This is a genomic window from Azotobacter salinestris, assembly GCF_009363155.1.
Lineage (GTDB): Bacteria > Pseudomonadota > Gammaproteobacteria > Pseudomonadales > Pseudomonadaceae > Azotobacter > Azotobacter salinestris.
This window is the reverse complement of sequence record NZ_CP045302.1, coordinates 1,399,906-1,422,500: the sequence shown is the minus strand read 5'-3', so window position 1 is coordinate 1,422,500 and position 22,595 is coordinate 1,399,906. Positions and strand designations below refer to the sequence as shown.

The window sequence follows — 22,595 nt, the reverse complement described above, 5'->3', positions numbered from 1 at the left end:
CTGGAGGACCGAACCGACTCCCGTTGAAAAGGTAGCGGATGACTTGTGGATCGGAGTGAAAGGCTAATCAAGCTCGGAGATAGCTGGTTCTCCTCGAAAGCTATTTAGGTAGCGCCTCGTGTATCACTGCTGGGGGTAGAGCACTGTTTCGGCTAGGGGGTCATCCCGACTTACCAAACCGATGCAAACTCCGAATACCGGCAAGTGTCAGCACGGGAGACACACGGCGGGTGCTAACGTCCGTCGTGAAAAGGGAAACAACCCAGACCGTCAGCTAAGGTCCCAAAGTCCTGGTTAAGTGGGAAACGATGTGGGAAGGCTTAGACAGCTAGGAGGTTGGCTTAGAAGCAGCCACCCTTTAAAGAAAGCGTAATAGCTCACTAGTCGAGTCGGCCTGCGCGGAAGATGTAACGGGGCTCAAACCAGGCACCGAAGCTACGGGTGCATCGCAAGATGCGCGGTAGAGGAGCGTTCTGTAAGCCTGTGAAGGTCAGTCGAGAGGCTGGCTGGAGGTATCAGAAGTGCGAATGCTGACATGAGTAACGACAATGGGTGTGAAAAACACCCACGCCGAAAGACCAAGGGTTCCTGCGCAACGTTAATCGACGCAGGGTGAGTCGACCCCTAAGGCGAGGCTGAAGAGCGTAGTCGATGGGAAACGGGTTAATATTCCCGTACTTCTGGTTACTGCGATGGGGGGACGGAGAAGGCTAGGCCAGCTTGGCGTTGGTTGTCCAAGTTTAAGGTGGTAGGCCGATCACTCAGGCAAATCCGGGTGGTCAAGGCCGAGAGCTGATGACGAGCCTTCTTTTACGAAGGCGAAGTGGTTGATGCCCTGCTTCCAGGAAAAGCCTCTAAGCTTCAGGTAACCAGGAATCGTACCCCAAACCGACACAGGTGGTCGGGTAGAGAATACCAAGGCGCTTGAGAGAACTCGGGTGAAGGAACTAGGCAAAATGGCACCGTAACTTCGGGAGAAGGTGCGCCGGTGAGGGTGAAGGATTTACTCCGTAAGCCCATGCCGGTCGAAGATACCAGGCCGCTGCGACTGTTTATTAAAAACACAGCACTCTGCAAACACGAAAGTGGACGTATAGGGTGTGACGCCTGCCCGGTGCCGGAAGGTTAATTGATGGGGTTAGCGCAAGCGAAGCTCTTGATCGAAGCCCCGGTAAACGGCGGCCGTAACTATAACGGTCCTAAGGTAGCGAAATTCCTTGTCGGGTAAGTTCCGACCTGCACGAATGGCGTAACGATGGCGGCGCTGTCTCCACCCGAGACTCAGTGAAATTGAAATCGCTGTGAAGATGCAGTGTATCCGCGGCTAGACGGAAAGACCCCGTGAACCTTTACTGTAGCTTTGCACTGGACTTTGAGCCTGCTTGTGTAGGATAGGTGGGAGGCTTTGAAGTGGGGACGCCAGTTCCCATGGAGCCATCCTTGAAATACCACCCTGGCATGCTTGAGGTTCTAACTCTGGTCCGTCATCCGGATCGAGGACAGTGTATGGTGGGCAGTTTGACTGGGGCGGTCTCCTCCCAAAGAGTAACGGAGGAGTACGAAGGTGCGCTCAGACCGGTCGGAAATCGGTCGCAGAGTATAAAGGCAAAAGCGCGCTTGACTGCGAGACAGACACGTCGAGCAGGTACGAAAGTAGGTCTTAGTGATCCGGTGGTTCTGTATGGAAGGGCCATCGCTCAACGGATAAAAGGTACTCCGGGGATAACAGGCTGATACCGCCCAAGAGTTCATATCGACGGCGGTGTTTGGCACCTCGATGTCGGCTCATCACATCCTGGGGCTGAAGCCGGTCCCAAGGGTATGGCTGTTCGCCATTTAAAGTGGTACGCGAGCTGGGTTTAGAACGTCGTGAGACAGTTCGGTCCCTATCTGCCGTGGACGTTTGAGATTTGAGAGGGGCTGACCTTAGTACGAGAGGACCGGGTTGGACGAACCTCTGGTGTTCCGGTTGTCACGCCAGTGGCACTGCCGGGTAGCTATGTTCGGAAAAGATAACCGCTGAAAGCATCTAAGCGGGAAACTTGCCTCAAGATGAGATCTCACTGGAGCCTCGAGCTCCCTGAAGGGCCGTCGAAGACTACGACGTTGATAGGTGGGGTGTGTAAGCGCTGTGAGGCGTTGAGCTAACCCATACTAATTGCCCGTGAGGCTTGACCATATAACACCCAAACAATCTGCACGCAGCACGCTGCGGCAGCGGGTGGGGTCGAAGCCGACAGAACCGAAGATTCGCCTGAACCGCAAGAGCACCGCGACACCGATATCACATGCCCGATACGGGAGGGCGCCGCACAGCGACCTCCCCACCGAATTGCTTGACGACCATAGAGCGTTGGAACCACCTGATCCCATCCCGAACTCAGCAGTGAAACGACGCATCGCCGATGGTAGTGTGGGGCTTCCCCATGCGAGAGTAGGTCATCGTCAAGCGCCCTTTCCGAACCCCCGAGCCGTCATCCGGCTCGGGGGTTTTCATTTGGGTCGTACTTGGAGATCTGTGATCTTATCAATCTCATCGGTAAACAATGGATTGGTCTCTGGCGGTCGATCTTCTCAGATGCTGGTCGCTACCTGTTTAGTACTTTGGCGTTATCTTTAGGCAGCAATTCGAAAGATGTAAAAAATTTCATCTAACCCCTTGTGCATAAAAAGTTTTTCTGTAGAATGCGCGCCATCTTCGGAGCGTAGCGCAGCTTGGTAGCGCGTCTCGTTCGGGACGAGAAGGTCGCTGGTTCGAATCCAGTCGCTCCGACCATACCCGCGAAAGCCCTAGTCTTAAGTTAGGGCGAGCAATAAACCTAATACGGCTGTGCAAAAGATTATAAGCCGTCGGGACAAGTGAAAATAACACCCCCATCGCACAAGATAGGGGGTGTTTTTATTTGTGGCTTGCATTCACATTCAACCACCCCGCTAGGGCAGCCTGTTCCCCATCAGCAACGATGAACGAGCCCTTTGAAACACAGGACTGAACCGCCCCGGGATCTCTGGAGGCTCTTTGGTGTGAGTCATGCCGCTTGGGCCGACTCGGTAAGTTGTCGATAGTAAAGGCTTCGGCCTCGGCGGGTGGCATGTTGCCGATGGGCTCCAGCAGCCGTCGGTGATTGAACCAGTCCACCCACTCCAGCGTCGCCAACTCCACTGCCTCTCGACTCTGCCAAGAGCGACGATGAATCATCTCGGCCTTGTACAAGCCATTGATGGTCTCGGCCAAGGCATTGTCATAGGCGTCGCCCACGCTGCCCACCGAGGGCTCGACCCCAGCTTCGAACAGGCGTTCGGTATAGCGGATCGGGACGTACTGCACGCCCCGGACGCTGTGGTGAATGAGTCCACCCTGATTGACGGGACGGCGGGCGTACAGCGCTTGCTCCAGCGCATTGATCTTGCCCAGCCTCAGTGGACACCCCGTTAAGCGATACACTGCAACGAGGTGATCCATGGCAAGGCAAGCAAGCCCGATGAAACCAACCCGTATCCGCCACTCCCAAGCCTACGCAGCGGCGCCAAACCGGAAGTGGGTGGGCGACATGACTTACCTGCACACGGAAGAAGGCTGGTTGTATCTGGCCGTGATCATCGACCTGTACTCGCGCAGGGTGATCGGCTGGGCCATGAACGCATGACGGCCGAACGTAAGCGGCCGGGCATCACGCCTTGCAGGAGGGTTTCCAGTTGTGTGGCAGCAGCTGGGTGATCTCGCTGGCCTTCTGCGTCGGCAGCCGGGTCAGCACATCTTTCAGATAGGCATACGGATCATGCCCGTTCAGGCGTGCCGATTGAATCAGTGTCATCAGGGCGGCCGCACGCTTGCCGCTGCGCAGTGAGCCGGCGAACAGCCAATTTGCGCGGCCGATGGCCCACGGGCGGATCTGGTTTTCGCACCAGTTGTTATCTATCGCCACCATCCCGTCATCGAGATAGCGCACGAGGGCCGTCCAGCGCTTGAGGCAGTAGTCGAGTGCCTTGGCGATGGCCGTGCCTTCATGCACCAACCGGCGCTGGGTGAGCATCCAGCCGTGCAGGGCATCGGCGATGGGCTTGGCTTTTTCCTGGCGTATTCGCTGTCGCTCGTCGGGCGGCAGGTCGCGCACCTCACGCTCGATGTCGTACAGCTGACCGATGTAGCGCAGAGCCTGTTCGGCCAGTTGACTCTGGTTGGCGATATGCAGGTCGTAGAGCTTGCGCCGGGCATGGGCCATGCAGCCGATCTCGGTCACGCCCTGCTCGAAGCAGGCCTTGTAGCCGGCGAAGTCGTCGCAGACCAGTTGGCCGCGCCAGTCGCCGAGGAAGGTGCGGGCATGCTCGCCGGCACGGCTGGGGCTGAAGTCGTAGACCGCCGCACGCAGCTCGGCGAACGGGCTGGGAACGTAGGCCCAGACATAGGCGCGCCGGGTCTTCTTCATGCCCGGCGCGAGCATTTGTACCGGGGTCTCGTCGGCATGGATGACGTTCTGCTCCAGGACTATGTCCCGCAGTGCATCGACCAGTGGTTGCAGTTGCACGCCGCAACGGCCGACCCACTGCGCCAGGGTCGAGCGCGGGAGGGCGAAACCGGCCCGGCCGAAGATCTTTTCCTGCCGGTACAGGGGCAGATGGTCGGCGAACTTGGCCACCATGACCTGGGCCAGCAGCCCGGCAGTCGGGATGCCCTTGTCGATCACCTGGGCCGGAACCGGCGCCTGGATCAGCGTTTCGCATCGTTCGCAGACCCATTTGCCGCGGATATGCCGCTCCACCGTGAAGACGCCCGGGGTGTAGTCGAGCTTTTCGCTGACATCTTCACCGATGCGTTTGAGCTGGCAGCCGCAGGCGCACTGCGTGTTGTCCGGCTCGTGATGGATCAGCGTGCGGGGGAACTGCGGCGGCAAGGCTGTGCGCCTGGGCTGCTGGCGTGGCTCGGCAGCGGCGGGAGCTGGAGCCAGCTCCTCGAGCTCGGCTTCGATGGCCGCGATATCGGTATCGAGCAGATCGTCCAGCAGGCTGAGCTGGGCAGCACCGAGCTGCTCGCTGCGTCGGGCAAACCGATGCCGCTTGAGGACGGCAATTTCGTGAGCCAGCTGATCGCTGCGGGTCTTGTGATAGTGGACTTGCTGGTCGAGGCTGGCGACACGCTGCGTCAACTGCGCCGCCAGTTCGCGTAGTTGTTCGGGCGTCAGATGGTCGAAGCAAGCAGAAGTCATGGCGCCGAGTGTGCCTGCCTTGACCGCTATCGACGATAGGTCGTTCGGTCAATTGCGCGGCAGGCACCACCTGACGGCCAACTATAAAAGGCTGATTTCGGCCCCCGATCCGACCCGATGCCAGGACAGCCCGACCACCAGGGCCTGAAGCTGCTCGGCATTCAGCTCCAACTGCGTGCCCTGCCAACTGCCCGGCCAGACAAAACGGCCCCGGTTCAGTCGGCGCGAGGCCAGCCAGACACCGAAACCATCGTGAACCAGCACTTTCATGCGGTTGGCTCGTTTGTTGGCGAACAGGTAGGCGTTGTGCGGCTTCGCCGCACCGAAGACCTCCACCACCCTGGCCAGCGCCGTTTCCGTTCCGGCCCGCATATCCAGCGGTTCGGTGGCGAGCCAGATGGCATCGATACGGATCATTGCAGGATCTCGCGCACGAACCGGGCACACCCCTCTGCATCGCCCGCAGGCCAGGGAACGGTCAAGGTTGTGCGCCGATGGGGGATATCGATGCGAATGTCCGCGCGGGAGGCATATCCGGCCCGCACGGGCGCATCCAGTGCAAGCGGGATGAACGCCGGCAGGGTCTCAACCTGGCTGCGTGCCGTGCGTATCCATTGATGGACAACAGTGGTGTTGATGCCGTGGCTCAATGCCACGCTGGCGACGGAGGCGCCGGGCTGGCCACACTCCTGCACGACTTGAGCCTTGAAGGCCGTGGAATAGGAACGACGCTGCATGATTTCCCGCTTAAAAGCCTGGAGATGGTGTCCACGATAAATAGGTGGACACCATCTCTTAGCCTGGCGGGCTCAAACCAGATGACTTGGCCGGACGCTTACGGATGTCCGCGCTGGATGAGCACTCCGCTCGCGCCGGCGATTCAAGCGCCAGCGGGATGAACGCCGGCAGGGTTTCAACCGCCTGGCTGCGAGCCGTGCGTATCCATTTATGGACAACGTTGCTGTTGATGCCATGGCTCAGCGCCACGCTGGCGACGGAGGCGCCGGGCTGGCCACACTCCTGCACGATTTGAGCCTTGAAGGCTGTGGAATAGGAACGACGCTGCATGATTTCCCGCTTAAAAGCCTGGAGATGGTGTCCACGATAAATAGGTGAACACCATCTCTTAGCCTGGCGGGCTCAAACCAGATGACTTGGCCGGACGCTTACGGCCGAACTGGCCTGCGATGCCCTGCGCATGGCCCTGTGGCGGCGCAAGCAGCCTCAAGGCGTGATCGTGTATACGGATCGAGGCAACCAGTACTGTTCGGCGGCCTATCGGGAACTGCTTCGTGCCCATCGGCTGCGCGGCAGCATGAGCGCGAAGGGCAACTGCTACGACAACGCCTGTGCCGAGAGCTTCTTCCACAGTCTGAAGGTTGAGTGCATCCATGGGGAACGCTTCGGTACGCGTGCCCAGATGCGAGCAACCGTGTTCGAATACATCGAAATCGACTACAACCGCCAGCGGCGTCATAGCACTCTGGAATACCTCAGTCCGGAAGCCTTCGAGGCTCGGATGAGTGCTTAAACCTGTGTCCACAAGTGCTGGGCAAGATCACGTCGATGAACGCTTTCATGGCTTGAAGCGGCGGTCGAGTTCCGCCTGAGCAAAATACGCGGACGCCTTGCGCGAGATCTCGTTGGTCTGGCGCAGCTCACGCACTTCACGTTCTAGTGCCTTGATCCGCTCTTCGCTGATGGTCTGGCCTTCGCGCTTGCCATTGTCGCGCTCAGCCTGGTGCACGCAGCGGCGCAGCGTTTCGGCTGTACAACCAATCTTGGCTGCAGTTGAGCAGATCGCCGCCCACTCCGAGTCATGTCCGTCTTGATGCTCCAGCACCAAACGAACCGCTCGCTCGCGGACTTCCGGGGAATACTTCGTTGCTGTCTTCATGGCTCCATCCTCTCAAGAGTTGGAGCCTCCGGGAAAGCCGGGACGGTTCACTTTATATGTCTTCACGTCGGATGTCGGAAGTAGTGATCACTTTTGGCGATCTGCATTGTTTTCCGCTTCGGCCAGCAGGTGTGGCGTGTTGAGGTTGAGCAGCCGAGAATCCCCCGGTAGGCATTGCAGGGCGGTAGCCTCATGCGCCAGAAAGACCTGGCGCGGACTGCGCTCGCCACCCTGCCAGGCTCGCTCCAAGTTCGCTTCCAGAGTCTTAGGTATCAGGCAGAACAGGGGTTCCCATTGGTGGCCCTGACGTAGCAGTAAAGGTCGTCCAGGATGCAAGCTGGCATTCCAGCGCATACTGTGCAGCAATGTGACATCAACCAAGGGGGCATCACAGGGCAGTATCAGTAGCCAGGCATGCCGGGCAACTTTGAGTCCGGCGCGGATGCCAGCCAGAGGGCCTGGGAAGTCCGAGCTGTCGTCATGCACCACACAATCGGCATAGAGCGCGTAATGTTCGATATTGCGATTGCAGGAGATTATCAGATCGTCGGTGAGTGGCCGTATCAATGCATGCAGGTGGGCAACCAACGGCTTGCCCCGCCATTTCAGCAGCCCCTTGTCCTGGCCCCCCATGCGTTGTCCACGACCACCTGCCAGTAGCAGTACCGAGCAGGGGGGCAGGGGAGTGTCTGGGACGGTCATCGGATGGCTCCAGCAGTGGCTTGTGGTATAACTCCGGCTCGACTTCTCCCCACTCTGGAAGGCAGCATGAGTCATAAGGTTGAAGCGGCCTTCGTGCCGTTGAACATCGCAGTCTTGACCGTCAGCGACACCCGCACTCTGGGTACCGACACCTCTGGCCAACTGCTGGTCGAACGCCTGAGCGCGGCTGGGCACAAGCTGGCGGCGCGCCTGCTGCTCAAGGACGACTTGTACCATATTCGTGCCGTGGTCGCCGCTTGGATCGCCGACAAGGACGTACAGGTCGTATTGATCACCGGTGGAACCGGCTTTACTGGCCGCGACAGCACGCCCGAAGCCGTAGCCTGTCTTTTGGACAAGCAGGTCGATGGTTTTGGCGAGTTGTTCCGACATATTTCCATGAAAGAGATCGGCACCTCCACGGTGCAGTCCCGCGCGCTGGCCGGTCTGGCCAATGGCACCCTGGTCTGTTGTCTGCCGGGCTCGACCGGGGCTTGCGCCACTGCCTGGGATGGCATTCTCGCCGAGCAACTGGATGCCCGGCATCGCCCCTGCAGTTTCGTGCCCCATCTGAAACCGGTGACGTCCTGCGAAACCCGCGGGTGAGGCAATGAAAAAACCATTGATGTCCGTCGAGGCGGCTCTCGAATGCCTGTTACAACTGGCTGAGAAAGAACCGGTCGGCGACTCTGAGCGGGTGGCGCTGGATGATGCCGAAGGGCGTGTGCTGGCCGAGCCTTTGGTCGCTTCCCTGGATCTGCCGCCCTGGCCGAACAGTGCCATGGACGGTTATGCCCTGCGTCTGGCCGACTGGACGGGCGAGCCGCTGACGGTCAGTCAGACGGTCTTCGCCGGGCAGGCCCCGGAGCCCCTGCAGTTGGGTACCTGTGCGCGCATCTTTACCGGGGCACCGGTACCGGAGGGAGCGGATTGCGTCGAGCTGCAGGAAAATGTCGAGCTGCTCGAGGACGGGCGGGTGCGCTTCACTCAGGCCTTGCGCCCGCGGCAGAACATCCGCGAGCAGGGCCAGGAGACGCGCCGCGGCGAAGCCGTGCTGGCCGCCGGCAGCCGCCTGGGGCCGGCGCAACTGGGTCTGGCTGCCTCCCTGGGGACAGCCGAACTGTCGGTGCGGCGGCGCCTGCGGGTGGCCGTGCTTTCCACCGGAGATGAACTGGTCGTGCCTGGGCAGCCGCTGGGCCCGGGGCAGATCTACAACAGCAATCGCCCCCTGTTGCTGAGCTGGCTGAAGCGTCTGGGCTGCAGCGTGCTGGATGCCGGGATCCTGCCCGATGATCCGCAGCTGACCCGTGCCCGTCTAGGCGAGCTGGGAGCCGTCGACTTGATCCTTTCGACCGGCGGAGTGTCGGTCGGGGAGGCGGACTGCCTCGGGCAGATCCTGCGCGAGGAGGGTGAACTGGCCTTGTGGAAGCTGGCTATCAAGCCAGGCAAGCCGCTGACTGTTGGTCGTTATCGGGGCATTCCCGTTGTCGGTCTGCCTGGTAATCCCGCATCCTCGCTGGTCACCTTTGCCTTGCTGGCTCGGCCTTATCTGCTGCGTCGTCTCGGCGTGCAGGCCGTGGCTCCGTTAACCTTTCTGGTGCCGACCGGCTTTGCCTGGAGCAAGCCCGGCAAGCGTCGCGAGTATTTGCGCGCGCGCCTGGAGGATGGGCGTGCCGTACTCTATCCGAACCAGAGCCCCGGTGTGCTGCTCAGCGCCGCCTGGGCCAACGGGCTGGTTGAGATACGTGAGGATACGACGCTGGCCGAGGGCGATCCGGTACGCTTCATTCCGCTGAGCGAAGTACTGGGCTGAGAGGCCGTACTAGCGCATCCGACCGTTACCCTGTCGTCCATACTTGGCTGGAATGCTTTCCGAGGTGAGTAATGGCTGAGCACAAGGCATGGTTGGTGCTGCATGGTCGACAGGCCGCGAACGAGGAACTGCGCGCCGCTATTCTTGCCCAGCGCAAGGCGGGCTGGGAAATTGCCGTGCGCCTGACCTGGGAGACCGGAGATGCCCGCCGGTTGGTCGGGGAAGGTCTGGCGGCCGGCTATCCGATCATCATCGCCGGTGGTGGCGATGGAACCTTGCGCGAGGTGGCGGAGGCCATGGCTCTGTCGGGCAGCGAAGCCAGTCTGGCGATCCTGCCGCTGGGCACGGCCAACGATTTTGCCCATGCAGCAGGCATTCCCCTGCCGCCGGCAGAGGCACTGGCCTTGCTGGAGGTCGCCCCCAGTCCGGTGGATCTTGGCGAAGTGGATGGTCAGCTTTTTCTCAACATGGCCACCGGCGGCTTTGGGTCGAAGGTCACTGCCAGCACTCCCGAGGAGTTAAAAAAGGCCCTCGGCGGAGCGGCCTACCTGTTGACCGGGCTGACGCGCCTCACTGAGCTGAGTGCTTCCTTCGGACGCTTCCATGGACCGGATTTTCACTGGGAGGGTGAGTTCCTCGCGCTGGGCATCGGTAACGGGCGCCAGGCTGGCGGGGGCAATCTGCTCTGTCCTGGGGCTCTTGTGGACGACGGCCTGCTCGATCTCTGCATCGTTCCTGCGCCCGAGGATGCCAGAAGCTCGCTCAGCACCTTGGGAACCTTGATTTCCCTGCGTATTCTCGGTGCTGAAACCATCTCCATCGGGGCGCGTCTGCCGTGGGTCGAGGTCGAAGCCCCGGAAGGCCTGGACCTGAATCTGGACGGCGAACCGGCAAACAGCCAGACCCTGCGTTTTACCACCCGCGCGGCAGCCCTGCGCATACACCTGCCACCCGACTCGCCACTGCTGCGCAGCAATTCCGGGCCGGGGGCAGCAGCGGCCGATGAAGCACAGCCTGAAGCCTGATCTCTACTGATCGTCGAAGTAGCGCTCGTGCCATTCCACCAAGGGTTGCGGAGCGTTGAGCTTGTGCCCGTAGATCACCGAATAAGACAGCACGTTCTGCACGTACTGGCGGGTTTCGTCGAAGGGAATGCTTTCCACCCAGACATCGAAGGCCAGGTGATCGGCTCCACGCAGCCACTGTCGTACGCGCCCGGGGCCGGCGTTGTAGGCTGCGGAGGCGAGCACCCGGTTGCCACCGAACTGGGCATGCACCTGACTCAGGTAGGCGGCGCCGAGCTGGATGTTGGTGTCCGGATCGTAGACCTGGCGTGGCGAGCTCAGCGGGATACCGAACTTGCGCGCAGTTTCCTGGGCGGTGGCCGGCATCAGCTGCATCAGGCCGCCGGCGCCGACGCTGGAGCGGGCATCGCTCATGAAGGCGCTTTCCTGACGAGTGATGGCGAACACCCAGCTCGAATGCAGACCGCGGTTTCTGGCGGCACGCGTCAGGCTGCTCTGGTGGGCCATCGGGAAGCGGATGTCCAGATCGTCCCAGTATTGTGCCTGGCTGATGGTGCGGATGGCCGGAAAATACCAGCCCATGTCGTAGGCCAGCTTGGCCTGGGCGACCATTTCCTCGCGGCTGAACAGGCGGCTGACGTGATACCACTCGCGGCGCGCATCGACGATCTGTCCGCGCGCATAGAACTCCAGGGCTCGACGGATACCGGCGGTGTTGCGCACCTTCTGCATCACCCGCGGATCCAGTGCCATCGGCTTGTGGTTCAGCTGGTAAGGCACCTGGATGCGATCGGCGGCAAGAAAGCCGTAGAAATCCCGCTCACGGGCGACCGGCTGATAGAGCCCGATCGGCTGCTTGTTCTGGGGCTGGGCCAGTTGCAGGCTGCGTGCCTGCCAGTAGCGCCAGCGGTTGCTGGTTGCGAGCTCTTGCGGCATCCGGCGGGTCAACTGATAGGCCTCGTCCCAGCGCCCCAGGCGCATCAGCAGACGGGTGCGCCATTCGGCCACGGTCTTGTCGCGCAGCTCCGGATCGTATTCGGCCATCACCGCGAGCGCCCGGCTGTCGAAGCGCTTGGCCAGAGTCAGGCCGATTTCCCGGGCGATCGCCACTTTCTCCTCGCTGGAGAACCGCATGCGCCGGGCGTAGTCGTCGAGCAGGGCCAGGGCCTTGTCCGGCTCCTGGCGGGCCAGCCGGCGCAGGCCGAGACCGACCACGTCGGCCATCCGCTCGCTGGCCGGTGCGAAGCGCGAGCTCTGGCTCAGCAGCATCTGGGGCTTCTGCGCCACCTCCACCATCAGCAATCCTTCGCGCTCGAGACTGGGAGTGCTTTTCGCCAGGTGTGTGGCCAGGCCGTAGTTGCGTGCATCGGCGGCCAGCCGCAGGCGCTGCCAGCGTTTCTGGTCGCTCAGCCGGCCCTCGGCAGCCCAGAGCCCGAACAGGGTGTCGCAGGCCTGGGGTTGTGACTTGCCGACCAGCCAGAGCTTCTCGGCGGTGGCATGGCCTTCGGTCTTGCGCCCGTGGACGAACTGGTACTGGCCGTACAGGCAGTCGAGCTCGGTGAAGTTCAGCGCCGGATCGTAATGGTTGATGAAGGTCTGCCAGTCGCCGCGCTCGGCTAGCCAGCGCAGCCAGCGCAATTTCATCCAGCCGATCTGTGGCAGGTCGCCATGCTCGGTGAGGAACTCTTCGATTTCCCGGTTGCTGGCGTTCTTCAGCCGGGCGGTCAGCTCGTCGTAGGCCAGGTGGGGCTCCAGCGGATAGTCGCGCAGGGCCTGGCGATTGCGCAGGTAGGGGCCGGCATCGCCCTTGGCCAGAGCCCGCTTGGCCTGATCGTAGAGGAGACGCTGTTCGCTGAGCGAGGCTGCCTCTGCGGGCGGAATGGCCAGGGGGGCCAGGGACAGACAGAAAAACAGACTGAGCAATCGACTGCGCATGACTCTTCTCGGGGAAGGAGTGGCGACGGAATTTCGAGATGATGGAACTCCTGTCTAGTTTAGCTGTAGCGCCCTGTTCATTGACAGCGCACCGAAAGGACAGCCAGAGGTACACGAGTGCATGGGCGGGACGTGACCGGCGCCCGGGCCTGATAGAATGCGTGCCGATTCTTCCCGAGACCTTGCCCATGACCCTGCTCAAGTTCACCGACGTTTCCCTCGCCTATGGCGCCATGCCGTTGCTCGACCAGGTGTCCTGGCAGATCGCCCGTGGCGAACGGGTATGCATCATCGGCCGCAACGGCACCGGCAAGTCGAGCATGCTGCGTTTGGTCAAGGGCGACCAGCAGGCCGATGACGGCGAGATCTGGCGCGCGCCGGGGTTGAAGATCGGCGAGCTGCCGCAGGAGCTGCCGCGCGCCGACGAGCGCACCGTATTCGACGTGGTCGCCGAGGGATTGGCCGGAGTTGGCGACCTGCTAGCCCAGTACCATCACCTGAGCCAGAACATCCGCACCGATGCCGACCTGGAGAAGCTCACCCGCGTCCAGCAGGAGCTGGAGGCCAAGGACGGCTGGCGCCTGCAGCAACTGGTCGACAGCACCCTGAGCCGCCTGCAGCTGCCGGCCGACAGGACCCTTGCCGAGTTGTCCGGTGGCTGGCGGCGGCGCGTACTGCTGGCCCAGGCGCTGGTTTCCGAGCCGGACCTGCTGCTGCTCGACGAGCCGACCAACCACCTCGACATCGGCGCCATCGCCTGGCTCGAGGAGGCGCTCGCCGGCTTCAACGGCGCCGTGCTGTTCATCACCCACGACCGCGCTTTCCTGCAGAACCTGGCCACCCGCATCCTCGAGCTCGACCGCGGCCACCTGATCGACTGGAACGGCGACTACGCCAGCTTCCTGGTGCACAAGGAGCAGCAACTGGCCGCCGAGGAGGCCGCCAGCGCGCTGTTCGACAAGCGCCTGGCCCAGGAGGAGGTGTGGATCCGCCAGGGCATCAAGGCCCGCCGCACCCGCAACGAGGGCCGCGTGCGTGCGCTCAAGGCAATGCGTGCCGAGCGTGCCGAGCGCCGCGAGCGGCAGGGCAAGGCGAACTTCCAGGTGGAGGCGGCGGAGAAGTCCGGCAAGCAGGTGATCGTCGCCGAGGACGTGACCTTTGCTTACCCGGGCGAGGCGCCGCTGATCCGCGACTTCTCCATGGTCCTGCAGCGCGGCGACCGCATCGGCCTGCTCGGCGCCAACGGCACCGGCAAGACCACCCTGCTCAAGCTGCTGCTCGGCGAGCTTGAGCCCACCGCGGGGCGCATCCACATCGGCACCAAGCTGGAGGTGGCCTATTTCGACCAGCTGCGTCATCAGCTGGAGCCGGAAAAGACGGTGATCGACAACATTGCCGAGGGCCGCGAGTTCATCACCATCAACGGCCAGAACCGCCATGTGCTGAGCTATCTCGGCGATTTCCTGTTCAGCCCGCAGCGCGCGCGCACCCCGGTCAAGGCGCTGTCCGGTGGCGAGCGCGCGCGCCTGCTGCTGGCCAAGCTGTTCAGCAAGCCGGCCAACCTGTTGGTGCTCGACGAGCCGACCAACGACCTCGACGTGGAGACCCTGGAGCTGCTGGAGGAGATCCTCCTGGACTTCCCCGGTACCGTGCTGATGGTCAGTCACGATCGGGCCTTCCTCGACAACGTGGTGACCAGCACCCTGGTGTTCCAGGGCGACGGTCGGGTCCGCGAATACGTCGGCGGCTATCAGGACTGGCTGCGCCAGGGTGGTTCGCCGCGTCTGCTGGGCGTGGGCGAACGCCCAAGCCAGGAGGAGACGTCGAAGAGGGAGGCGCCGGCTACCACTGCCTTGGCGGAAACTGCCAGCCCGTCGACCGTTCCCAGAAAAAAGCTGAGCTATAAACTGCAACGCGAGCTGGAGGCGATTCCCGGCCAGATTGATGCTGTGGAGGCGGAGCTGGCCGAGCTGCAGGAGCGCATCGCCGATCCGGTCTTCTACCAGCAGCCGACAGCCCAGACCGGCCCGGTCCTGGCCCGTCTGGAGGATCTGCAGCAGGAGCTCGACCGCCTGCTGGAGCGCTGGGCGGAGCTGGAAGAGGGTTGACCGGCTCGCTGCAGCGGGCGCACGGCAAGGCCGCCGGGCGCCGCGGTCTTTCTCTCGGCGACCGTCTGGAGGACACCCATGGCAATCGACTATCGCATCACCCTGGATGACTGGCACGCCTTCAGCTATCGAATCGAACTGGAGCGCGGCTACGACCATGCGCATGCCAAGGAGGCTCCGGGCTGGACGCGTCTGGCTTACCAGCAATGCAGCAACTGCCCGCTGACCCCGGAGCAGTACAGTCATTGCCCGGCGGCGTTGGACCTGCAGGGGGTGATCGAGGATTTCCAGGGGCTGCCGGCGTTCCAGAAGGCGCAGGTCTGGGTGCGCACGCCGGAGCGGGAATACCGCAAGCAGGTCAGTCTGGAGGAGGGCGTGCGTTCTCTGCTCGGGGTGATCATGGCCACCAGCGCCTGTCCCCGGCTGTCCCGCCTGCGGCCGATGGCCCAGCAGCATCTGCCGTTCGCCAGCCAGCAGGAGTTCGTCCTGCGCGCGGTATCCCTCTACCTGACCCGGCAATACTTCAACGCCCGGGAAAGGCGCCATGCCGACTGGGAGCTGAAGGGCCTGGTACGTCTGTTCCAGCAGCTGCAGCTGGTCAATCAGGCCTTCTGGCAGCGCATCCATGGCACCTGCGGCGGTGATTCGAATCTCAAGGCCTTCCTGACCTTCTTCTCGATGGCTTCCAGCATGAGCTACTCGCTGGAGACCCAGCTCGCCAAGATCCGCCCGCTGGTGATGAGCGCCGACGAGGACTGAGCGCGCCTCCTCACCCGCGGGGAAGGAGGCGGCACCGTCATTCGGGCTTCTTCAGACGCACCGCCAGCACGTCGCAGGGTGCGCCATGCAGCAGGTCGTTGGCCGTGGAGCCGAGCAGCAGGGCGAGGCCGTGGCGGCCATGGCTGCCGACCACGATCAGGTCGCATCCCTTCTCCTGCGCCAGCTGATGGATCTCCTGGCGCGGCTGGCCGAAGAGAATGTGCCGCCGCTCGGGCAGCAGTTCGGGGTACTGGCCGGCGAAGGCGGCGACCCGCTCGCGCGCCTGGTCGAGCTGCTGCTGCTGCAGGGTCGACAGGTCCATCGGCACGTCCCCGCCGAAGGCCATGGCCATCGGCTCGACAATATGCACCAGGGACAACTGGGCCTGGAAACAGTTGGCCAGGGCAATGGCCCGGCGGATGACCGGATGGCATTCGTCGGTGAGATCGACGGCGGTCATGATGTGTTGGTAAGACATGGTCGTGTCCTGTGCGGTGAGCCTGCCTCAAGTATGACGCGCCCGTGTGAACAGAGAAGTCTCCGGCGGCACTAACGCGCGATTCCTTGAGCCAGCGCAAGGCCATACGGGGACGGGCGACATGGTCTACCGCTGTCGGCTCTTAATTGTTATCCGCTCGGCCACAACCACTAGTCAGGCCAAAAATGCTCTAAGGAGCAGAGCGTCTTCCTGGCCTTCCCCCGATGATCAGTCGGGAACTATCACCTCCTTGGAGGTGGCAGTCGAGATACAAGGAGCAGATTTATCTGCGATAGGGACAAGAGACAGTAGGGTGGGAAACGGCCGCAGGCCTTTCCCGCCGTGGGCACGCCGGTGGAAAAGCGCTGCGCGCGTTTTTCACCCTTGTATTGTGTCTTTGCTCAAGTCGCTCTTGAGCACAGGGAGCCCGGATGCCGTGTCTACCCTTGGCTTCTACAGCCGCCCTGTAGATTCCGCACCGGACCTCCCGCTTCAACTTGCGAACCATCGAACAGTATCTTCGGCCCGGCCTCGCCGGCAGCCTGCATTCACAAGGTAGATAGCGCAAGCCATGAGCACTTCAGACCTCATCCCGCTGGGCATCGATGTTTCCAAGGCCAAGCTCGATTGCGCCTTGATGCTGGGCACCAAGTTCAAGAGTAAGGTCTTCCCCAACACCCCGGCAGGCTTTGCCGCACTGTCCGACTGGCTCGCGCTGCACGCCAAGGGCGAAATTCATGCCTGCCTGGAGGCCACCCATGTCTGCTGGGAGCCTGTCGCCTTGCATCTGGCCGATGCCGGGCACCGGGTCTCGGTCATCAACCCGGCGCTGGCCAGGGCTCATGCCCAGTCGCTGGGGCTGCGCAGCAAGACCGATGCCGTCGATGCGAAGACCCTTGCCGATTTCTGTCGGGAAAAGCGCCCGCCTGCGTGGGTAGCCCCCTCGCCAACGGAGCGCCGCTTGCGCGCCCTGGTGCTGGGCCAGCAGGGGCTGGTGGCCATGCAGACCCGGGAGAAGAACCGCCTCGAGCGGGGAGTCGCCCGCACCCTGGACGATGACCAGGACCTGTGCCGCAAGCGGGTCCTGCTCGGCTCCATTCCGGAACTCGGCGAGCGCACGATTGCCGTGCTGCTCTCCTACGGGCTGGGAAACGAGCGGTTCAGGTGTGCCCGGCAGTTCGTGGCCTTTGCCGGGCTCAGCCCGCGTGTGTACGAGTCGGGCAGCAGCGTGCGGGCCAGGCCGCGGATGTCGAAGGTCGGTCATGCCGCGTTGCGGCGGACGCTCTACATGCCAGCGATGGTGGCGCTCTACAGGACGCCCTGGGGCAAGGTGTATCGCGAGCGTCTGGCCGGCAATGGCAGGCCGGCCAGGCTGATCATCGGTGCCATGATGCGCAAGCTGGTGCAGGTCGCCTTTGGCGTCCTGCGATCCGGCAGAACCTTCGATCTGGCGCTTCATGGCGCTTGACCGGAATAACAGTATCTACGGTCTGAATAAAGAAACCCCGCATCGAGCGGGGTTTCTTTTCGGGGATTGCCGATCAGCCGCCGAATACCGCCTCCACCGACTGCAGCGGATAGTGCTGGGGATAGGGCAGGGAGGCCACGCCGCTCTCGATGGCGGCGCGGGCCACGGCGTCGGACACCATGGTGATCAGCCGCGGGTCCATGGGCTTGGGAATGATGTAGTCGCGCCCGAACTCCAGCCCCGACACCCCGTAGGCCTCGCACACCTCCTTCGGCACCGGCAGCTTGGCCAGCTCGCGCAGGGCATGCGCCGCGGCGATCTTCATCTCCTCGTTGATGCGGGTGGCGCGCACGTCCAGGGCGCCGCGGAAGATGAAGGGGAAGCCCAGTACGTTGTTGACCTGGTTCGGGTAGTCGGAACGCCCGGTGGCCATGATCACGTCGCCGCGCGTGGCATGCGCCAGCTCCGGCCGGATCTCCGGGTCGGGGTTGGAGCAGGCGAAGACGATCGGGTTCGGCGCCATGCGCAGCAGGTCCTCCGGACTCAGCAGGTTGGCCCCGGACAGGCCGACGAACACGTCGGCGCCGTCGAGCGCGTCGGACAGGGTGCGCTTGTCGGTCTCGTGGGCGAACACCGCCTTGTACTGGTTCAAGTCGTCGCGTCCGGCATGGATGACCCCCTGGCGGTCGACCATGTGGATGTTCTCCACCCTGGCCCCCAGGCTGATCAGCAGGCGCATGCAGGAGATGGCCGCGGCGCCGGCGCCGAGGCAGGCGATCCTGGCGTCGGCCAGGGTCTTGCCGGCGATCTCCAGGGCATTGAGCATGCCCGCCGCGGTGACGATGGCGGTGCCGTGCTGGTCGTCGTGGAACACCGGGATGTCGCACTGCTCGATCAGCGCCCGCTCGATCTCGAAGCACTCGGGCGCCTTGATGTCCTCCAGGTTGATGCCGCCGAAGGTCACGGAGATGCGCTTGACGGTGTCGATGAAGGCCTGCGGGCTCTCGGCATCCACCTCGATGTCGAACACATCGATCCCGGCGAAGCGCTTGAACAGCACGCCCTTGCCTTCCATGACCGGCTTGGAGGCCAGCGGGCCGAGGTTGCCCAGGCCGAGGATCGCGGTGCCGTCGGAGATGACGGCGACCAGGTTGCCCTTGCCGGTATAGCGGTAGGCCAGTTCGGGGTCGCGGGCGATTTCCCGCACCGGCTCGGCGACGCCGGGGCTGTAGGCCAGCGACAGATCGCGGGCGTTCCGGGTGGGTTTGGTCAGTTCCACGCTCAGCTTTCCGGGACGCGGCTGGGCGTGGTAGTCGAGGGCGGCGGTCTTGAGATCGGACATGGCGTTGGATTCCCTTTCTTATAATGTTGTGGCTCGCTGCGGAGCCGTCCTGGTGTCGCGGAAGATTCGGGTGGCCTCGTTCGGGAGGCCGGGGCAGGCCAGGGCGCGACAACCGGCCTGCCCGGGTGGTCGGAGAGCCGACGGCGCCAGGCTGGAACCTGCCGGCGCCGCTATTGCCGGTGGAAATGCGTGGGGCTCACGCGACCTCTTCGTAGGGTAGACCGACATAGTTCTCGGCGATGGTCACGCGGCCCGCTTCGGAGTTGAGGAAGTACTCGCGGTCGGCCAGTTGCATGCGCCTGTCGAAGGCGTCGCTGCCTTCGAAGTCGTGCAGCAGGTTGGTCATGAACCAGCTGAAGCGCTCGCCCTTCCAGACCCGGCGCAGGGCCAGTTCGGAGTACTTCTCCAGCAGGTCGGTACGACCCTCCCGGTAGACCTTGACCAGGATGCGGAACAGGTAGCAGACGTCGCTGCCGGCCAGGTTCAGGCCCTTGGCGCCGGTCGGCGGGACGATGTGCGCCGCGTCGCCGACCAGGAACAGCCGGCCGTACTGCATGGGTTCGACCACGTAGCTGCGCAGCGGGGCGATGCTCTTTTCCAGCGACGGCCCGGTGACCAGCCTGTTCGCCACGTCGCCCGGCAGACGGCGCTTGAGTTCGTTCCAGAAGCGCTCGTCGGACCAGTCCTCGACCCTCTCGCTCAGCGGCACCTGCAGGTAGTAGCGGCTGCGCGTCGTCGAGCGCTGGCTGCAAAGCACGAAGCCCTGGTCGGTGTGCGCATAGATCAGCTCCTCGTGGACCGGCGGCGTGTCGGACAGCAGGCCGAGCCAGCCGAACGGATAGACGCGCTCGTAGTGCGACAGCACCTCGGCCGGGATGGTCTTGCGCGACACGCCGTGGAAGCCGTCGCAGCCGGCGATGTAGTCGCAGTCGATGCGCTGGGTCTGGCCGTCCTTCTCGTAGGTGACGTGGGGCGTTCCGTCCTTGAGGCCGAACAGCTGCACGTTCTCGGCCCCGTAGACGATCGGCGCGCCGCTGGCCCGGCGCGCGCCCATCAGGTCACGGGTGACTTCGGTCTGGCCGTAGACCATCACCGTCTTGCCGCCGGACAGCGCCTTGAGATCCAGGCGGATGCGCCGGCCCGAGCAGACCAGCTCGATGCCCTCGTGGACCAGCCCTTCCCGGTCCATGCGCTCGGCCACGCCGGCCTCGCGCAGCAGGTCGACCACGCCCTGCTCGAGCACGCCGGCGCGAATGCGGCCGAGCACGTAGTCGGGGGTTTGACGCTCGAGAATCACGTTGTCGATGCCGGCCTTGTGCAGCAGTTGGCCGAGGAGCAGGCCGGACGGACCGGCACCGATGATTGCCACTTGAGTTTTCATTCTTATTGTCTCTCTGGTTGGGCCGGCCCGTCCGTGCAGGGCCGGATTCGCTGAAGGCTCCTGCATTTTTGTTCAGTGGATTCGCGAAAATAAGGTAATTTAGGCAATATTACTGGTACTTTCGGATGATTCGTTCGGTTATCGAGCCAAAGGAGTTCGCGCCCCATGAGGTTGATCGCGCCCGCCATTCCGGTGTTCAAGCTGTACGGGGAGCAACTGGCCTGGCCGACGCCGGACCTGCTGCACTGCGAGTCGATCGCGCAGCGCAGCAGCCTGCATCATTGGGAGATCAAGCCGCACCGCCATGCCGACCTGTTCCAGCTGCTCTATGTCCAGGAGGGCGAGGCGCTGGCCGAGGTGGAGAACCAGCGCCTGCGCCTGGCCGAGGCGGCGATCCAAGTGGTGCCGCCGCTCTGCGTGCACGGTTTCCATTTCTCCGAAGACATCCAGGGCTACGTGCTGACCCTGGCCGCGCCCCTGGTGGCGCATCTGGAGGAGCTTCTGGGGCATAACCTGGGCGTTCAGGGCGGATCCGCCTGCTACCCGGTCGGTGCAGACCGCGCCTGGCTGGATCTGCTGTTCGAGACGCTCTTTCGCGATTACCGGGGTCACGAGCCGGCACGCGAGCTGCAGCTGCAGTCGCTGGTCAACCTGTTGATGGTCTGGCTCGGTCGCCGCGAACGCCAGCGCGCCGCCTCGCTCGGTGCCAGCGAACGCAGTCGCCAGTACCTGACGCGCTTCATGCGGCTGGTCGAGCAGCACTACCGCGAGCACCTGCCGATCGACGAGTTCGCGCACCGTGTCGGACTGTCCGGCGTCCACCTGAACAGCCTGTGCCGCCAGTTGGTCGGGCAGAGCGCCCTGCAGGTCGTCCACCAGCGCCTGCTGCTGGAGGCCAAGCGCAACCTGATCTACACCACCATGACCGTCAACGAGCTCTCCGATGCGCTCGGCTTCAACGATCCGGCGTACTTCTCGCGGTTCTTCCGCCGCCTCGCCGGGCAATCGCCGAAGGCCTTCCGCCAGAGCGCGGCGGCCGGCGGCGCACCGACGCCGGAGCGGGACGACGAGGGATGAGGGTGAGCAGGACGGCGCGGATCTTGCGGCTCGCGCCGGACCGATTCAGCGGTAGATCTTGTGCAGCAGCTCGATCAGTTGCTGGCGCTCCTCGGCGCTGAGCGCGGCGGTGGCGTCCAGGTCGCTCTGCGCGGCCACTTCGCGCAACTCCCTGAGCAGCGTTTCGCCGGCCTTGCTGAGGAAGATGCCGTAGGAGCGCTTGTCCGGCTTGCAGCGTACCCGCACCGCCAGCCCGCGGCTTTCCAGCTTGTTCAACAGGACCACCGCCTGCGGCGGCTCGATGGCCAGCGCGCGGGCCAGGTCGGCCTGCATCAGGCCGGGGTTCTGCTCGATGATCGCCAGGGCGGTGAACTGCGCCGGCCGCAGGTCGAAGACGACGAGGCGGCTGACCAGGTGCTGGAAGACCTTGAGCTGGGCGCGGCGCAGGGCGTAGCCGATCAGGTCGTCGAGGGAGCTGTCCAGCGGACCGTCGGCTGGCTGGGCGATGGCCTGTGGAGCGACGGCCGGGGTAGGGCTGGACTTGCTGGGCATGGGCGTGCGCTGCTTCCAATTAGGGTTTGTCTGAAAAGTCGGCACGTAAGCATTTTTCGATGCAGGCCAGCGTGACCATGGCCTTGAAACTGCTGGCCAGCTTGTCATAACGGGTGCAAAGACGGCGCTTTTCCTTGAGCCAACTGAACAGTCGTTCAATGGCGTTGCGCTTTTGGTACTGCGGTCTGTCAAATAGGCGAGGCAAGCCCGGTCGAGGCTTACGGTGCATCTTGCGTAAGGGAATGATGGGCTTCATGCCATACCGGTCGCAGTATTGGCGCAGGCTTTCGCTGTCGTAGCCTTTGTCAGCCAGTACATACCGGCAGCGCTTGCGCGGACGACCCTGGCTGCCAGGCAGGCTGATCTGCTCAAGCAAGGGCATGAAATAGCGCGAGTCGGCGTCCTGCCCGGGTGAAAGCATCACTGCCAGCGGATACCCGTTGCTGTCACAGGCCAGATGAAGCTTGGTGGTCAGCCCACCACGGCTTCGGCCGAGACATTGGTGCTGCGGCTCTTGCAGGCCCCTTTTTTTCTCGCACCGCTGGCGGCTCTGGTGGCCCGAATCGACGTTGAGTCGACCATCCAGGTATCCAGGTCGATAAAGCCGTCCTCACGCAGACGCAGATGCAGATGCCGCAGCACCTGCTCGAAGGTGCCGTTGTCACGCCACAGCCTGAAGCGCTGATATACCGTCTTCCAGGGGCCATAACGCTCGGGAAGATCGCGCCACTTGGCCCCTGAGCACAGAATCCAGAAGATGCCGTTGAGCATCTGGCGGTCATCTCGCCGGGGGCGGCCCATGCGTTGAGGGGGAGAAACGATGGCTTCGATCATCGCCCAGCGCTGGGCAGAAATCTCGTAACGGCCTGACATGG

The 22,595-nt window shown here is 63.2% G+C and carries 19 protein-coding genes, 1 tRNA gene, 2 rRNA genes, 4 pseudogenes and 1 other annotated feature (1 of these 27 running past the window's edge); of the genes and pseudogenes, 12 read left to right on the top strand and 14 right to left on the bottom strand.

Annotation, left to right across the window (positions count from 1 at the left end):
• The 3 genes from GCU53_RS06695 to GCU53_RS06685 all read left to right on the top strand — a co-directional run.
• A 23S ribosomal RNA gene (locus tag GCU53_RS06695) occupies positions 1-2,179 on the top strand (it extends 713 nt beyond the left edge of the window).
• A gap of 156 nt (positions 2,180-2,335) precedes the next feature.
• Positions 2,336-2,451 (top strand): 5S ribosomal RNA (rrf, locus tag GCU53_RS06690).
• A 248-nt stretch (positions 2,452-2,699) separates the two neighbouring features.
• A tRNA-Pro gene (locus tag GCU53_RS06685) sits at positions 2,700-2,776 on the top strand.
• A 253-nt stretch (positions 2,777-3,029) separates the two neighbouring features.
• Here the strand turns inward: GCU53_RS06685 and GCU53_RS06680 are convergent.
• Positions 3,030-3,406: pseudogene (locus GCU53_RS06680) on the bottom strand (integrase core domain-containing protein); the annotation flags it as partial.
• Between the two features lie 112 nt (positions 3,407-3,518).
• Between GCU53_RS06680 and GCU53_RS06675 the strand changes: the two are divergent.
• Positions 3,519-3,641, top strand: a pseudogene (locus GCU53_RS06675) (DDE-type integrase/transposase/recombinase); the annotation flags it as partial.
• A 30-nt stretch (positions 3,642-3,671) separates the two neighbouring features.
• On the opposite strand, the gene tnpC reads toward GCU53_RS06675, so the two are convergent.
• The 4 genes from tnpC to tnpA (GCU53_RS06655) form a co-directional block, all read right to left on the bottom strand.
• On the bottom strand, positions 3,672-5,204 hold the full coding sequence (gene tnpC, locus GCU53_RS06670; RefSeq protein ID WP_152386918.1) for an IS66 family transposase: 1,533 nt from the start codon (positions 5,202-5,204) through the stop codon (positions 3,672-3,674).
• A gap of 81 nt (positions 5,205-5,285) precedes the next feature.
• Positions 5,286-5,621 carry an IS66 family insertion sequence element accessory protein TnpB gene (gene tnpB, locus GCU53_RS06665; protein ID WP_152386917.1) on the bottom strand — a complete coding sequence of 112 codons (336 nt, stop codon included), beginning with the start codon at positions 5,619-5,621 and terminating at the stop codon, positions 5,286-5,288.
• Complete coding sequence (tnpA, locus tag GCU53_RS06660) at positions 5,618-5,941, bottom strand: IS66-like element accessory protein TnpA (protein ID WP_152386916.1); 324 nt, start codon at positions 5,939-5,941, stop codon at positions 5,618-5,620. Before tnpA (GCU53_RS06660) ends, tnpB begins: the two co-directional genes overlap by 4 nt.
• A gap of 58 nt (positions 5,942-5,999) precedes the next feature.
• Positions 6,000-6,272, bottom strand: coding sequence for an IS66-like element accessory protein TnpA (gene tnpA, locus GCU53_RS06655; protein ID WP_152386915.1), 273 nt, complete (start codon positions 6,270-6,272; stop codon positions 6,000-6,002).
• A gap of 97 nt (positions 6,273-6,369) precedes the next feature.
• Between tnpA (GCU53_RS06655) and GCU53_RS06650 the strand changes: the two are divergent.
• Positions 6,370-6,735 (top strand): annotated as a pseudogene (locus GCU53_RS06650) (IS3 family transposase); the annotation flags it as partial.
• Here the strand turns inward: GCU53_RS06650 and GCU53_RS06645 are convergent.
• Positions 6,716-7,101: pseudogene (locus tag GCU53_RS06645) on the bottom strand (transposase); the annotation flags it as partial. The pseudogenes GCU53_RS06650 and GCU53_RS06645 overlap by 20 nt on opposite strands.
• Positions 6,760-6,826: a sequence feature (AL1L pseudoknot), on the bottom strand. (Overlaps the previous pseudogene by 67 nt.)
• A gap of 87 nt (positions 7,102-7,188) precedes the next feature.
• Positions 7,189-7,803 carry a molybdenum cofactor guanylyltransferase MobA gene (gene mobA / locus GCU53_RS06640; RefSeq protein ID WP_208845450.1) on the bottom strand — a complete coding sequence of 205 codons (615 nt, stop codon included), beginning with the start codon at positions 7,801-7,803 and terminating at the stop codon, positions 7,189-7,191.
• A 66-nt stretch (positions 7,804-7,869) separates the two neighbouring features.
• On the opposite strand from mobA, the gene moaB reads away from it, so the two are divergent.
• The 3 genes from moaB (at position 7,870) to yegS (ending at position 10,641) form a co-directional block, all read left to right on the top strand.
• Positions 7,870-8,409, top strand: coding sequence for a molybdenum cofactor biosynthesis protein B (gene moaB, locus GCU53_RS06635; protein ID WP_152386913.1), 540 nt, complete (start codon positions 7,870-7,872; stop codon positions 8,407-8,409).
• Between the two features lie 4 nt (positions 8,410-8,413).
• The gene (locus GCU53_RS06630) at positions 8,414-9,616 is read left to right on the top strand and encodes a molybdopterin molybdotransferase MoeA (protein ID WP_152386912.1); all 1,203 of its coding nucleotides are present in this window, start codon (positions 8,414-8,416) and stop codon (positions 9,614-9,616) included.
• Positions 9,617-9,687: 71 nt separating this feature from the next.
• Positions 9,688-10,641, top strand: coding sequence for a lipid kinase YegS (gene yegS / locus GCU53_RS06625; RefSeq protein WP_152386911.1), 954 nt, complete (start codon positions 9,688-9,690; stop codon positions 10,639-10,641).
• Positions 10,642-10,644: 3 nt separating this feature from the next.
• On the opposite strand, the gene GCU53_RS06620 is transcribed toward yegS, so the two are convergent.
• Positions 10,645-12,576, bottom strand: coding sequence for a transglycosylase SLT domain-containing protein (locus GCU53_RS06620; protein ID WP_152386910.1), 1,932 nt, complete (start codon positions 12,574-12,576; stop codon positions 10,645-10,647).
• Positions 12,577-12,764: 188 nt separating this feature from the next.
• Between GCU53_RS06620 and GCU53_RS06615 the strand changes: the two genes are divergently transcribed.
• Both GCU53_RS06615 and GCU53_RS06610 read left to right on the top strand, forming a co-directional pair.
• Positions 12,765-14,684, top strand: coding sequence for an ATP-binding cassette domain-containing protein (locus GCU53_RS06615; RefSeq protein WP_152386909.1), 1,920 nt, complete (start codon positions 12,765-12,767; stop codon positions 14,682-14,684).
• A 78-nt stretch (positions 14,685-14,762) separates the two neighbouring features.
• Positions 14,763-15,443 (top strand): DUF6901 family protein, encoded by a 681-nt coding sequence (locus tag GCU53_RS06610; protein ID WP_152386908.1) that lies wholly within the window; start codon positions 14,763-14,765, stop codon positions 15,441-15,443.
• Positions 15,444-15,480: 37 nt separating this feature from the next.
• Here the strand turns inward: GCU53_RS06610 and GCU53_RS06605 are convergent, their stop codons facing one another.
• Entirely contained in the window at positions 15,481-15,921 is a 441-nt protein-coding gene (locus GCU53_RS06605) for a universal stress protein (RefSeq protein WP_152386907.1), read from the bottom strand.
• 571 nt (positions 15,922-16,492) lie between these two features.
• Between GCU53_RS06605 and GCU53_RS06600 the strand changes: the two genes are divergently transcribed.
• Complete coding sequence (locus GCU53_RS06600; RefSeq protein WP_152386906.1) at positions 16,493-17,389, top strand: IS110 family transposase; 897 nt, start codon at positions 16,493-16,495, stop codon at positions 17,387-17,389.
• Between the two features lie 73 nt (positions 17,390-17,462).
• On the opposite strand, the gene GCU53_RS06595 is transcribed toward GCU53_RS06600, so the two are convergent.
• Positions 17,463-18,731: a malic enzyme-like NAD(P)-binding protein gene (locus GCU53_RS06595; RefSeq protein ID WP_152386905.1), complete on the bottom strand. Its 1,269-nt coding sequence runs from the start codon at positions 18,729-18,731 to the stop codon at positions 17,463-17,465.
• Positions 18,732-18,927: 196 nt separating this feature from the next.
• Positions 18,928-20,112: a 4-hydroxybenzoate 3-monooxygenase gene (gene pobA / locus GCU53_RS06590; RefSeq protein WP_152386904.1), complete on the bottom strand. Its 1,185-nt coding sequence runs from the start codon at positions 20,110-20,112 to the stop codon at positions 18,928-18,930.
• Between the two features lie 165 nt (positions 20,113-20,277).
• Here pobA and GCU53_RS06585 point away from each other — a divergent pair, with 165 nt between their 5' ends.
• Positions 20,278-21,189, top strand: coding sequence for a helix-turn-helix domain-containing protein (locus GCU53_RS06585; protein WP_152386903.1), 912 nt, complete (start codon positions 20,278-20,280; stop codon positions 21,187-21,189).
• A gap of 45 nt (positions 21,190-21,234) precedes the next feature.
• On the opposite strand, the gene GCU53_RS06580 is transcribed toward GCU53_RS06585, so the two are convergent.
• Genes GCU53_RS06580 through GCU53_RS26505 form a run of 3 tightly spaced genes read right to left on the bottom strand, consistent with a single transcriptional unit; the run spans position 21,235 to position 22,593 of the window.
• Complete coding sequence (locus tag GCU53_RS06580) at positions 21,235-21,720, bottom strand: MarR family winged helix-turn-helix transcriptional regulator (RefSeq protein ID WP_152386902.1); 486 nt, start codon at positions 21,718-21,720, stop codon at positions 21,235-21,237.
• A gap of 19 nt (positions 21,721-21,739) precedes the next feature.
• Entirely contained in the window at positions 21,740-22,240 is a 501-nt protein-coding gene (locus GCU53_RS26510) for an IS5 family transposase (RefSeq protein ID WP_244307155.1), read from the bottom strand.
• Positions 22,192-22,593, bottom strand: coding sequence for an IS5 family transposase (locus GCU53_RS26505; protein ID WP_152388120.1), 402 nt, complete (start codon positions 22,591-22,593; stop codon positions 22,192-22,194). The genes GCU53_RS26510 and GCU53_RS26505 overlap by 49 nt, the downstream gene beginning before the upstream one ends.
• Between the last annotated feature and the right edge of the window lie 2 nt (positions 22,594-22,595).

Bases quoted from the DNA above. Each gene is read 5' to 3' on its own strand.
- GCU53_RS06585 (WP_152386903.1), top strand. From the start codon at position 20,278: ATGAGGTTGATCGCGCCCGCCATTCCGGTGTTCAAGCTGTACGGGGAG.
- tnpB (WP_152386917.1), bottom strand. From the start codon at position 5,621: ATGATCCGTATCGATGCCATCTGGCTCGCCACCGAACCGCTGGATATG.
- GCU53_RS06595 (WP_152386905.1), bottom strand. From the start codon at position 18,731: ATGTCCGATCTCAAGACCGCCGCCCTCGACTACCACGCCCAGCCGCGT.
- mobA (WP_208845450.1), bottom strand. From the start codon at position 7,803: ATGACCGTCCCAGACACTCCCCTGCCCCCCTGCTCGGTACTGCTACTG.
- GCU53_RS06610 (WP_152386908.1), top strand. From the start codon at position 14,763: ATGGCAATCGACTATCGCATCACCCTGGATGACTGGCACGCCTTCAGC.
- GCU53_RS06580 (WP_152386902.1), bottom strand. From the start codon at position 21,720: ATGCCCAGCAAGTCCAGCCCTACCCCGGCCGTCGCTCCACAGGCCATC.
- yegS (WP_152386911.1), top strand. From the start codon at position 9,688: ATGGCTGAGCACAAGGCATGGTTGGTGCTGCATGGTCGACAGGCCGCG.
- tnpC (WP_152386918.1), bottom strand. From the start codon at position 5,204: ATGACTTCTGCTTGCTTCGACCATCTGACGCCCGAACAACTACGCGAA.
- GCU53_RS06630 (WP_152386912.1), top strand. From the start codon at position 8,414: ATGAAAAAACCATTGATGTCCGTCGAGGCGGCTCTCGAATGCCTGTTA.
- GCU53_RS06620 (WP_152386910.1), bottom strand. From the start codon at position 12,576: ATGCGCAGTCGATTGCTCAGTCTGTTTTTCTGTCTGTCCCTGGCCCCC.
- GCU53_RS06605 (WP_152386907.1), bottom strand. From the start codon at position 15,921: ATGTCTTACCAACACATCATGACCGCCGTCGATCTCACCGACGAATGC.
- tnpA (WP_152386916.1), bottom strand. From the start codon at position 5,941: ATGCAGCGTCGTTCCTATTCCACGGCCTTCAAGGCTCAAGTCGTGCAG.
- GCU53_RS06615 (WP_152386909.1), top strand. From the start codon at position 12,765: ATGACCCTGCTCAAGTTCACCGACGTTTCCCTCGCCTATGGCGCCATG.
- moaB (WP_152386913.1), top strand. From the start codon at position 7,870: ATGAGTCATAAGGTTGAAGCGGCCTTCGTGCCGTTGAACATCGCAGTC.
- GCU53_RS06600 (WP_152386906.1), top strand. From the start codon at position 16,493: ATGAGCACTTCAGACCTCATCCCGCTGGGCATCGATGTTTCCAAGGCC.
- pobA (WP_152386904.1), bottom strand. From the start codon at position 20,112: ATGAAAACTCAAGTGGCAATCATCGGTGCCGGTCCGTCCGGCCTGCTC.
- GCU53_RS26505 (WP_152388120.1), bottom strand. From the start codon at position 22,593: ATGTCAGGCCGTTACGAGATTTCTGCCCAGCGCTGGGCGATGATCGAA.
- tnpA (WP_152386915.1), bottom strand. From the start codon at position 6,272: ATGCAGCGTCGTTCCTATTCCACAGCCTTCAAGGCTCAAATCGTGCAG.